Annotated in this window: 7 protein-coding genes; 5 read left to right on the forward strand and 2 right to left on the reverse strand. The window is 75.1% G+C overall.

All coding sequences use genetic code 11. From position 1 onward, the window contains the following. Positions 1-71 precede the first annotated feature (71 nt). Positions 72-1,037 (reverse strand): trypsin-like serine peptidase, encoded by a 966-nt coding sequence (locus DEJ51_RS26815; protein ID WP_150260156.1) that lies wholly within the window; start codon positions 1,035-1,037, stop codon positions 72-74. Positions 1,038-1,264: 227 nt separating this feature from the next. On the opposite strand from DEJ51_RS26815, the gene DEJ51_RS26820 reads away from it, so the two are divergent. From DEJ51_RS26820 to DEJ51_RS26835, 4 genes are read left to right on the forward strand one after another with little or no spacing between them, the layout of a single operon-like run. Further along, entirely contained in the window at positions 1,265-2,563 is a 1,299-nt protein-coding gene (locus tag DEJ51_RS26820) for a hypothetical protein (RefSeq protein ID WP_150260157.1), read from the forward strand. Beyond that, positions 2,560-4,674: a caspase family protein gene (locus DEJ51_RS26825; protein WP_150260158.1), complete on the forward strand. Its 2,115-nt coding sequence runs from the start codon at positions 2,560-2,562 to the stop codon at positions 4,672-4,674. The genes DEJ51_RS26820 and DEJ51_RS26825 overlap by 4 nt, the downstream gene beginning before the upstream one ends. Positions 4,675-4,705: 31 nt before the next feature. Then, positions 4,706-5,794 (forward strand): AAA family ATPase, encoded by a 1,089-nt coding sequence (locus tag DEJ51_RS26830; protein ID WP_150260159.1) that lies wholly within the window; start codon positions 4,706-4,708, stop codon positions 5,792-5,794. Then, positions 5,791-9,390 carry a pentapeptide repeat-containing protein gene (locus DEJ51_RS26835; protein ID WP_150260160.1) on the forward strand — a complete coding sequence of 1,200 codons (3,600 nt, stop codon included), beginning with the start codon at positions 5,791-5,793 and terminating at the stop codon, positions 9,388-9,390. The genes DEJ51_RS26830 and DEJ51_RS26835 overlap by 4 nt, the downstream gene beginning before the upstream one ends. Positions 9,391-9,405: 15 nt before the next feature. Here the strand turns inward: DEJ51_RS26835 and DEJ51_RS26840 are convergent, their stop codons facing one another. Continuing rightward, positions 9,406-10,293 (reverse strand): ion transporter, encoded by an 888-nt coding sequence (locus DEJ51_RS26840; protein ID WP_150260161.1) that lies wholly within the window; start codon positions 10,291-10,293, stop codon positions 9,406-9,408. Positions 10,294-10,619: 326 nt separating this feature from the next. Between DEJ51_RS26840 and DEJ51_RS26845 the strand changes: the two genes are divergently transcribed. Next, positions 10,620-11,219: an acyltransferase gene (locus tag DEJ51_RS26845; protein WP_150260162.1), complete on the forward strand. Its 600-nt coding sequence runs from the start codon at positions 10,620-10,622 to the stop codon at positions 11,217-11,219. Positions 11,220-11,233 lie beyond the last annotated feature (14 nt).

The raw sequence follows: 11,233 nt of genomic DNA on the forward strand, positions 1-11,233 counted from the left end.
TGACGCCGTGACCGGCGGGGCCCGCCAGGTGGCGAAGCCCGCCGCCCGGGAGCCCCCGAGCGACGGACCGGTCAGGACGCGACGGAGCGCTCGTACAGGGCGCGGACGCCGTCGCCGAAGCGGACGCAGTACGTGGTCTCCTCGTCCCCGCCCCCGTCGCGGCCGCCGATCACCCCGATCAGGGTGCTGCGGCCGGTCGTCACCGGGCCGCCGCTGGTGCCGTTGGGCACGTCCGCGCAGTCCAGGCGCACCTGTGTCGGTCCGGCGGGGACGGCGGTGTTCCGGCACTCCAGCGGCTGCTCGGCGTCGTTCGGATAGCCCATGAGCCGGGCCGGCGCCGGCAGTTCCGTACCGTAGTCCATGGTCAGGGCCCCGGTGACGTCCTCCAGCCGCTGCCCCGGATAGCCCGGCCGGCGCAGCCGCAGCAGGGCGACGTCGTGGTCGGGGTCCTGGTCCTGGGCCCAGCGGGGGTCCACGTCGATGCGGGTCGGTACCCAGATGCCGTACGGGGCCACACCGTCCCGGTAGCCGGGCGCGAAGGCGAGGTTGGTGCGGAAGCCGCCGCCGTACACGCAGTGTGCGGCGGTGGCGACGAGGTCGCCCCGCGGCGAGTGGACCACGACGGCCGAGCAGTGGTGGTCGGGGTCGCCGTCGCCGCCGGGGGAGAACAGCGCGCCGACGGCGGGCTCGGCCGGGGCGGGCCGGGCCTCCAGCGGATCGGAGGGCTGCCACCCGGCGTACCGCCAGTCCGCCGAGCTGCCGCCGCCGAAGGCCCTGCCGTCGGTCGGCGGCTCCGGGTCCTCCCGCACGATCCCGTCCAGCACCGCCGCCGCCGTCCGGTCGGCCCGCTCGGGGTCCTGCTGGTAGACGCCTCGCGCCGGATCGCCGTCCGAGCGGTTCGCCGCGATGCCGCGCAGCTCCCAGGCGACGTATCCGACGCCCGCGAGGACCACGGTGCACAGGAGGCCGACGACCATGGAGCCCCGCGGGGCGGCCCCGCCCCGCTGCCGTTCCCGTTCGCCGACCCTGCCCACCATGTGGTTCTCCCGCTCCAGACCCGTTCAGACTCTTCGTTCGATGGGGGAGTGGCGGCCCGGGTTCCGACGGGCGGACGTGTCCGTTCTCACAGCCCCGGCCCCGGTACCCCCGCCGACGGTGCCGAAATGGCCGTCGTGCGCCGAACTCGCCTTTCCATGGCCCCTGTTACCCCCGCCGGGCTATGGTGCCGGGTCGGGGGACGACTGCGCGAGGGGGCCGGGCTGCGATGCGTTTTGTCTTTGTCCACGGTACGGGGGTACGACGCGAGCGGCACGAGCGGCTGTTCGCCCTGGTCCGCGAGCGGCTGACGGGCAGATTCCACGGAGCGGCCGTCGAATCCTGCTACTGGGGCGACCGGTTCGGCGCGAGCCTCGGCGCGGGCGGCCGTTCGGTGCCGGGACGGCGCCCCGGTCCGCAGGGCGCACCCGACCCCGTGGACGCGGAGACGGCCGAGTGGGCGCTGCTGCTCGCCGACCCGCTGTGCGAGCTGCGGGTCCTGGCCGAGACGGGCTGGGCGGGCCCCGGCGGCCGGGGTGACTCCGACGACACGTACGACCAGGGCGACACGTACGACCAGGACGCCGGGTACGGCGACGCCTTCGCCATGCCCGGCGTACAGGCCGCCGGGAACCGGGTGCTCGCCCTGCTCGAAGGCCTGCCGCCCGCACCGCCGCCGACCGGGGACGAGCTCGGCGCCCTGCTGCACGGCACCGGCCTCGCCGCGGGCTTCGCCACCGCCCTGGACGCCGCCGCCGGTTCCGCCGAAGCGTCCCGGGCCGCGTCCCGCGCCGCCGGCGAGCCGCAGGCCCGCGAGCTGGCCACCACCCTCGCCCGGGCCGTGACCGCGGCGGCCCTCGCCGGCGCCGCCGACGAGGCCGACTGCACCGGCGCCGAACGCGACCGCCTCGTCGAACTGCTGACCGCCCGCCTCGGCGGCGACGGCCGGGTTCCCGGAGCCCGCGTGGCCGCCGTCCTCGGCCGGCTCGCCCTCCGGGTCACCACCCAGCCCCTCCTCGACGCCCGGCGCGGCTCCCTCACGGCCGGCGCCACCCCGGGGCTCGGCGACATCCTGCGCTACCAGGCCCGCGGCCACGAGCTGCGGGACTTCCTGCACGCCCGGATCACCGCCGGACCGGGTCCGACCGTCCTCATCGGCCACAGCCTCGGCGGGATCGCCCTGGTGGACCTCCTCTCCTTCGCCGCCGCCCGGGGCGAGGCCGTCCCCGGGGTCGAGCTGCTGGTCACCGTCGGCTCCCAGGCCCCGTTCCTCTACGAACTGGGCGCGCTCACCGCTCTGGAAACCGGCGCGAAACTCCCCTACGGCTTCCCGCGCTGGCTGAACGTCTACGACCGGCACGACGTGCTCTCCTATCTCGCCGCACCGGTCTTCCCCGGCGACGCACGCGTCAGCGACCACGAGGTCCGCAGCCGCCAGCCGTTCCCGGCCTGCCACAGCGCCTACTGGAAACAGGACTCCCTCTACGAGCGCATCGAACAGGCGGTGACCGGGGCGGAGACCGGGTGACTCCCGCCGACTTCCTGCCTGCGGCCCTGGGACCGCAGCGCACGTACGCGCTCGTCGCCGGGGTCGAGCGCTACGACATCAGCCACCGCTGGAACCTGCGCGGCCCGGCCCGCGACGCCCTGCGTTTCGCCCGGTGGCTGACCGGCCCCGCCGAGGTGCCGCCCGGCAACGTCCGGCTGCTGCTGTCCCCGCTCGACGATCCGGGCGCACTCGACTGGACGGACTCCCCGGCGATGACCGCCCTGCGCACCGCCTGCCGGCCGGCGACCGAGGAGAACGTGAAGTCGGCGCTGCTCGACGAACTCCCGCAGTGCGACGGCGACCTGCTCTGGATTTTCTGGGCCGGACACGGCTACCTGGGGCCGCGCCAGGAGCTGATGCTGCCCTGCTCCGACGCCCGCCCCAGCCAGATCAGGCACCTCAACCTCGACTCGGCGCTGCGCTGGTGGCGGACCGATCTCGTCAAGCAGCGCCGCTTCCCGCTCCAGGCCGCACTCGTGGACTCCTGCCGGGTCGACGCTCCCCGGGACACCCGCTGGAACTTCGGCAACACCGACTACGGCGGCGGCAGTTCGGTGCCGGGCCGGCGTCAGTTCCGGCTCTACGCCTCCCGGGAGGGCGAGGTCGCGCAGAACGACCCCGAGCGCGGAGCCGGCCGCTTCACCGAAGCCCTGCTCGGCGAACTGGGCGGACGCTCCGTACGGGAGAGCGTCAGCGGGCTGCCGGAAGCAGCCCTCAGCATCCACCGCGCCTTCCAGGAGCTGCGTGCGCGCGGTGAGGGCTGGCAGCTGCCGCAGTTCATCGTCGACCGGGACTGGGACGCCTGCTCGTTCCTCGACGACGGCCTGTCCCCGGCCGCCCTGCCCCGGGCCGCCAAGCTCGACCAGGCGGCCTGGGACGGGCTGGGCGAGCTCTTCGAGGGCCGCGAGCTGCCACGCTGCGCCTACGAGGCCTACGCCTGGGCGTTCAAGGCGGCCGGCTGCACCACCCCGGCGCACGGCGGCCTGCCGGGAGACGGCCTGCTGGAGGTGGTGCAGGACCTGGACGAGCGGCAGGGCGGGCCCGGAGGAATGCCCCTGGCGGTGCCCTTCGTACGGTTCCTCGCGGACCGGGCCGGTGCCGCGGGAGACGCACCGTGGGCGGCCCGGCTCGGAGACTGGGTACGGGCCACCCGCGAGCGGCTCGCCCTGCCGGTGCTGCCACCGCCGCCGCCTCCGGTGCGCCAGGTGGTCGTCCACGTCCGGCTGGAGACACCGCCGGGCGGGGAGCCGGGCTACCTGGCCCGGATGTGGCTGCGCGGCGAACGGACCCGGCACATATGGGAGTCGGAGGACGCTCCGCTCGCCCTGGACGGGGTACGGGAGGAGCTCGTGCGGCAACTCGCCCTGATCGGGGCCGCGTCGGAGGGCGGCGGCGAGGACGGCGGGACCGGCGGCGAGAGCGGCGGCGGGGCCGGACGGCGGGCGTACGCCGCGGTGGACCGCATCGACTTCCACGTGCCGTACGAGCTGCTCGACGCCGGCTTCGACCAGTGGCCGGTGCCCCGCGGCCCGGCCGGCCGGCACCGCGCCCTCGGCCTGCTCCACCAGGTGGTGGTGCGCTGCCCGCAGGAGCGGGCGGACACCCGGGCCGAGTGGCACGGCACCTGGCGCTGGCTGCACGCCCAGGGAGGTCGGCACGCCGACGCGGTCCGGGTGGTCACGGACGAGGAGGTCACCGACGCGCTCGGGATGGAGCTGGCCGCCCAGCCGCCGCCCGCCTGCGTCCTCGCGCACACCACGGCGGCCCCGCACGCCGGGCTGCTGGAGGCCGTCGTCGAAGGCGGGCTCCCGGTGGCGGTGTGGCGGCGCGGGGGCGGCCTGCCCGTGCCCGCCCTCCTCGACCTGCTGGCTCCGGCCGGGCCGGACGGCCGCCCCGATCCCGGCGCACTGGACGTACTGGCCCTGCCCGCACGCGTACGGGAGGTACGCCGGGCGGCCGCCGCAGCCGTCGCGGCCGCGGGTGCCGCCGGGGGAGCCGGTCGCGCCGGTCAACCCTCCACAGAGGGAGACCAGTTGGTGCTGCTGTGGGACGATCCCGACGACATGCCGGGCCTCCGGTCCCTGGCCTGACCCCGACCACCGACCGACGGCGGAACCGAAGATGGAGGCAGAGGCAGTGGCGAAGGACTGGTGGCTGTACCACGGGACCGGCGAGGGCGCGGACCGGCGTGCCCGCCTGGAGGCCGGAGTCCCGCCACCCTGGCGGGACTTCACCGGCACCCCCGACCCCGGATACGCTCCGCCCGGGTGCGCGGGAGCGGCCTGGGAGCGCACCTGGCGGCGCGGCGAGGGCTACGTACCCGACGAGCCGGAGAAGGACGTCGTCAACACGGCCCTGCACCTGCGCAGGCCGCTGCTCGTCACCGGTAAGCCGGGCGTCGGCAAGTCCACGCTCGCCCACAGCATCGCCGCCGACCTGAACCTGGGGCCCGTACTGCACTGGCCGATCACCAGCCGGACCGTACTGCGGGACGGGCTGTACCTGTACGACGCCATCGGCCGCCTCCAGGAGGCCGGGCTGGAGCAGCTGCGCACACCGGGCGCACGGCCCGACGCGGCCGTCCCCGTACCCGTACCCTCGCAGGACCCGCCCTCCGCCCCCTCGATCTCCCGCTATCTGCGCCTCGGGCCCCTCGGTACCGCCCTGCTCCCCCAGGACCGCCCCCGCGTGCTGCTCGTCGACGAGATCGACAAGAGCGACATCGACCTCCCCGGCGACCTCCTCACCGTCTTCGAGGACGGCGGCTTCCTGATCCCCGAACTCGCCCGCCTCGCCCAGGAGGACCCCACCGTCGCCATCGGCACCGACGACGACCCCGACGCGGCCGTCCGGATCACGCAGGGCCGCGTCCAGTGCCGCTACTTCCCCGTCGTCGTCCTCACCAGCAACGGCGAACGCGACTTCCCGCCCGCCTTCCTGCGCCGCTGCGTCCGCCTCCACCTGGAGCCGCCCGGGCCGGACAAGCTCGCCCGCATCGTGCGCCGCCGGCTCGGCGTCGACATCGAATCCGGAGAGGAGTACCAGGACCTCGTCCAGGCCTTCCTCGACCGTGGCGAGGACGGCGACCTGGCCACCGACCAGCTCCTCAACGCCATCCAGCTGCGCCTCGCCGGCGCCTGGTCCGCGCCCGCGGACCGCGAACGCTTCCTCGCCACCGTCATGCAGCACCTGACCGGGCCCACGGCGTGATCGAGAAGCTGCTCGCGGCCCTCGCCGACGGCGCCGACGGCAGCGCCCCGAACACCGGCATCGGGGCGGAGGAGATCGCCGACATCCTGTGGCTGGCGGCCCGGGTGGACCCGGGCCGCGCGGCCCGCCCGCCCGGTGCGCCCGGCGCGTTTGGCGCGGAGCCGCCGGGAGGGCAGCCTCCCCCCTCCGCCGCCCGTCCGCCCGGGCCCGGCCCGGCGCCGGAGACGGACGCCCGCGGCGGCGAACCGGCCGTCCAGCTCTTCCCGGCCGCCCGGCGCGACCCCGCCGGGAAGCCGGACGACGGCGGCGCCGAACGCCGGGGCTCACCCCTGCGACTGCCGCGCGCCGCCTCCCTCGACGACCCGCTCGCCCTGATGCGCTCCATGCGGCCCGTCGGGAGGCGCTCCATCGGCGGCCCGGGAGAGGAACTGGACGAGCAGCTCACCGTGGAACGCAGCATCGAACGGATGGTGACGACCCCGGTCCTGCGCCCCGCCGAGAGCCGCTGGCTGGACCTGGCCCTGGTCGTCGACACCCACCGCTCCATGCTGCTCTGGTCCGACCACGTGGACGAGCTCCGCCGCGTCCTGACCCGCAGCGGGGTCTTCCGCGACGTGCGTACCTGGCAGCTGACCGGCACCGGTCCCGGCGGCACCCCGAGGGTCACCCGCGGCCACGGCGGCCCGCCCCGCAACCCCCTGGAACTGGCCGACCCGGCGGGCCGCCGCCTGATCCTCGTACTCTCCGACACCGTGGCGGGCGGCTGGCGCGAGGCCCCGGTGCAGGGCATGCTCCGCCACTGGTGCGCGCACAACGCCGTCGCCGTACTGAACGTCCTGCCCGAACGGCTCTGGACGCGCGGCGCCGTCCGGCCCGTCCCCTACGCCGTCCGCGCCGACCGGCCGGCCGCCGCCACGCGTTCCTGGCAGCGGATCCCGGCGGCCCGCCGCGCCCGCGCCGGCCGCCGGGCCGCCGCACCGGCCGTCGTCCCGGTGGTCGGTGTCGCCTCCGGCAGCCTGGCCCGGCTGGTCCGGGTGGTCTCCGGGGACGGCCGGTGGCGGCGCCTCGCCTGCCTGCGCCTGGACCCGGAACCCGCCGCCGCGGGTGCCGCGGAGGATCAGGCCCCCGGTGGCCGCAGCGCCCTGGAGGTGGTGGAGGACTTCCGCGCGCACGCCTCCCCGACGGCCCAGCAGCTCGCCGCCCACCTGGCCGCCGTACCGCTGACCCTGCCGGTGATGACCCTGGTCCGGCGCTCCCTGCTGCGCGACTCGGAACACGGCCACCTCGCCGAAGTCGCCCTCGGCGGCCTCTTCGAGGCCTGGGAGGACGAACAGGACCCGGAGGAGACCGAGTTCGAGTTCCTGCCCGGGGTACGGGAGGTGCTGCTCGGCTCGCAGCTGCGCGGGGACGTGGCCGCCGTACGGGAGCTGGTGCGCCGCCGCGTCTGGGAGTTCGTGTCCCGCAACCGGCGTACCGGCCCGGACTTCTCCGCGACCCGGGTCACCACGGGAGGCGCGGGCCGCCGCCGCGTGGCGGAAGGAGCCCTGCCGTTCGCGACGCGGCCGCCCGCGGACCCGGGCCTGGCCGCCCGGGTCGTCCGGGTCCGCCACGACACGATGCCGGAGCCGCAGGAGGTCGGCACGCTGCTGACGCCGAGGCTGGTCCTGACGGTCGGGGACACGCTGCTGCCCGCGGGCGCGTCGGCCTGGGCACGCCCCGGTGACCGGGAGGTGCCCTGCCGCACGGTCTGGTGGGACGACGCGGTGCCCCGGATGCTGCTGCTGGAGGCCGACGAGGACCTGGTGGATCCGGCCGTCTGCGCCGAGCCGCTTTCCTGGCTGCCCGCGGACCACCCGTTGGCCCGGGTCCGGATCGACGGCCGCACGGATCAGGGGGACCCCGCCGCCCTGACGGGCGAAGTGGTCCCGCACGACGGTGACCTCAACGGCGAGATCGTGCGGCTGTCCACGGAGCCGGAGAGCTGGACGCACTACCGGGGCGGCCCGGTCTCCCGGGACGGCGCACTGGTCGGTGTGGTCCACACGGTCGCGCCCAACCGCCTGGTGTTCCTGCTGACGGACGCCCTGATGGAACAGCCGGGCTTCCGCGCCGTGCTGGAGGGCTCCCGGCGGGCGCAGGGGCCCGCCGCCGAGGCGGACGCGGTGGCCCGGGTGTGTCTGGCCGTACGGCCCGGAGCAGACGGCGCGTACCCGATCGGGAGCTCGCCCTACGCCGAGACGCGCGACATGCTCGTCGAGCTCATGTCGCGCGCCGGTGTCGGGGGGCGGCTGACCGGCGGCGAGGGGGACACGCCGTTCCTCGTCGCGCTGGACGCTCCGGGCGCCCACGCCCGGGCCGGCCGGCTCCTGTCCGCGCTGCGCGCCGTCATGACCGGCTACGGGGACCGGCGGACGGACGGTCTCCACCCCTCCCTGGCCGTGGCCGTGGGGACCGGGACGGCGGAGAGCGAGCGCCTGGTACGGCACCCGGTGATCGCCGATCTGCTGCGGCTGACCGTGCCCTCCGGGTCGCTCGTCCTCGCGCTCTCCCGCCGGCTCCACGATGATCTGGGCGGCCTGTTCGGCTTTCCCGCCCGGCTGCGGCTGGAGCGGGTGGGCGCCCCGGACGAGGGCTGGGTCTGCGCCGACGACCATCCCCCGACGGAAGTCCTCGGGCAGGTACTGACGGAGGCCGACGCGCTCCTGGACACGGCCGTCGGCTGGCCGACCTGCGGGCTCGATGCCTCGGAGGCCGAGCCGTGGACCTGCATCGGGATTCGGCTGCCCGGGTACGAACGGTGCCTGGCGCATCTGGGGGCCGAGGAACAGCGGGAGTACCTCGCCACCCTGGAGCCGGGTGCGCCGCTGGACTTCCGGGGCACCACCTTCGACCACGGTCTGCTCCCGCGCCTGCTCACGGCGCTGGAGTCCGGGACCCGGGGATCCGTGCGGCTCGGCCCGGCGTCCTTCGAGCGGGCGTACTTCGTGGACTCCTGGAACAGGGCGGACATCGAGTTCGTGGACCGTGCCTCCTTCGTCCGGACCGTTTTCGGGGGCCGGGCCGGTTTCACGGGAGCCACCTTCGGCGGGACGGTCTCCCTCGACGGCGCCGTGTTCCAGCACGTCGGTGACTTCGACCGGAGCCGCTTCCACCGCACCGCGACCTTCCGCCGGACGCGATTTCGCGGTGCGGCGGGATTCAAGGACGCGGAGTTCCTCGCCGACGTCTCCTTCGGCCGGGCCGTGCTGCAGGCCTCCGCGGACCTGAACGGGATGCGGGTGGCCGGGACGGCGGACTTCTCCCACGCCGTCTTCCGCGGCCTCGCCGGGATGAGCGCGACCGGTTTCGCGGGAGCCGTCTCCTTCGCGTCGGCGGTGTGGGAGCGCGGTCTCCTCTCCACCGGGGCGGTGTTCGAAGGCCCCGCTGACTTCGCGCATGCCGCGTTCCGCGGCCGGGTCCGTTTCGAGGGCGTCCTCTTCGAAGCGGACTCGATCGTCGGGCAGCTCTCCTCGGTCGCCCCGCCGGACCGCTGGGCCTGCGTCCGGCGCTCGGACGGGACCTGGGACATCCGGCTGCTCGACGCCGGGGACGGCTGAGGGTGCTCCCGAGCCTCAGGACCCGGTGTGCGAGGCCTCCAGCTGTCGTTCCGGCCTGCCGGCCGCGGCCGGCAGGCTCGCTTCGATCTCGTCCAGGGCCCGGCGGGCGGTGGCGATCCGTGCCCGGACGTCGGTGTCCGTGCCCGGCGCCGGGGCACGCTTCGCCTCGTCCTCCATCTCCCGTGCCTCGTCGAGGGAGTTGAGGACGACACCGATGAGTACGTTCACCAGTACGAAGGAGGCGAGCAGCGCGTAGGAGGCGTAGTAGACGATGCTCAGCCGGGAGATCTGCAGGCCCGCGCGGACCGCGTCGGTCAGACCGTCGAGCGTGGTCAGCAGGAACAGGGTGAGCATGGCCCGGCCCACCGAGCCGTAGTGCCCGGGGTCCGACTTCGCGAAGCACACCCATCCGACCATGGCGTACACGTACAGGACCAGCGCGCCGACGAACAGGAAGCTGGCGGTACCCGGCAGGCTGCGGCCGACGGCGATCAGCAGGATGCGCAGGTGGGGCAGGAAGCGGGCGGTGCGCAGGACCCGGGCCAGCCGCAGCAGCCGCAGCAGGGTGGTGTTCTCGCGGACGAGGGGGACGAAGGCGGACGCCACGACGGCGAGGTCGAAGAGGTTCCACGGGTCGCGGAAGAATGCTTTCGGCCGGTCGGCGCACGCGCCCACGCGCAGCAGCATCTCCAGGGTGAACAGGGCCAGGCAGCAGTTCTCCGCCGCCTGCAGCACGAGCCGGTGCTCCGCGGCGAGCCCGCTGTACGTCTCCACCCCCATCAACGCGGCGTTGAAGAGGATCGCGCAGAAGACGACCATCCCGAAGGCGGGGGCCTCCGTGGCCACCCGGCACCGGGCGGCCAGCTTCATCCGGCCGCGTCCGGCCGGCCTCGGGTCTGTCATCGTGCTCCTCGTACTCTCGTCTGCGCCGCGGGCGAAACGGCGGGCCACCCCTCTAACGCCGCAAGCCCGATCGGGTTTCACCCCTTTACGCCCTCCGGTGCACCCGGGCGTGGGCGGGAGCGCGCTTGCGCGCCCGAAGCGCCGCCTCGACCCCTCGCCCCGGGCGGCGGGGTCAAATGCGTTGCGTGAACAGTCGGTTGATCTGCGGGTGGGGCGACGCGTCGGCGCATATGCTCGCCTCGTACACCAGCACCTCGTACATCCGTACATCGTGCATCCGTGCACCCGTGCTTCCGCATGCCTCGCAGCCGATAGGGGACCGCGCCGTGAGTGTCCGAATCCAACCCTCCTCCCAGGTCGACGAGAGCGCCGAACTGGGCGAGGGGACCACGATCTGGGATCTGGCGCAGATCCGCGAGGAAGCCCGGCTCGGACGCGGGTGCATCGTGGGGCGCGGGGCGTACGTAGGGCCCGGTGTACGGATCGGCGACCATGTGAAGCTGCAGAACTACGCACTCGTCTACGAGCCCGCGGTCCTCGGCGACGGGGTCTTCATCGGTCCCGCGGCGGTGCTCACCAACGACTTCTACCCGCGCGCGGTCGACCCCGAGGGCCGGATCAAGCGCGACGGCGACTGGGAGGCCGCCGGGGTCGTGGTCGCCGAGGGGGCCTCGCTCGGGGCCCGTTCGGTGTGCGTGGCCGGGGTGCGCGTCGGACGCTGGGCGCTCGTCGCGGCCGGCGCCGTGGTCTCCAAGGACGTGCCGGACTTCGCGCTCGTCGCGGGCGTGCCGGCCCGGCGCATCGGCTGGGTGGGCCGGGCCGGGGTCCGCCTGGTGGAGCGCGAGGGGGAGCCGGGCACGTGGGAGTGTCCGCGCACCGGAGCGTTGCACGACGAGAAGGACGGCGCGCTCACCGAGCGGAGCTGACGGAATGTCGGCAA

It is taken from the genome of Streptomyces venezuelae (genome assembly GCF_008642275.1).
GTDB lineage: Bacteria > Actinomycetota > Actinomycetes > Streptomycetales > Streptomycetaceae > Streptomyces > Streptomyces venezuelae_E.

What these genes read in the sequence shown, in the direction of transcription:
- DEJ51_RS26840 (WP_150260161.1), bottom strand. Translation starts at nt 10,293, where the DNA reads ATGACAGACCCGAGGCCGGCCGGACGCGGCCGGATGAAGCTGGCCGCC.
- DEJ51_RS26815 (WP_150260156.1), bottom strand. Translation starts at nt 1,037, where the DNA reads ATGGTGGGCAGGGTCGGCGAACGGGAACGGCAGCGGGGCGGGGCCGCC.
- DEJ51_RS26830 (WP_150260159.1), top strand. Translation starts at nt 4,706, where the DNA reads ATGGAGGCAGAGGCAGTGGCGAAGGACTGGTGGCTGTACCACGGGACC.
- DEJ51_RS26820 (WP_150260157.1), top strand. Translation starts at nt 1,265, where the DNA reads ATGCGTTTTGTCTTTGTCCACGGTACGGGGGTACGACGCGAGCGGCAC.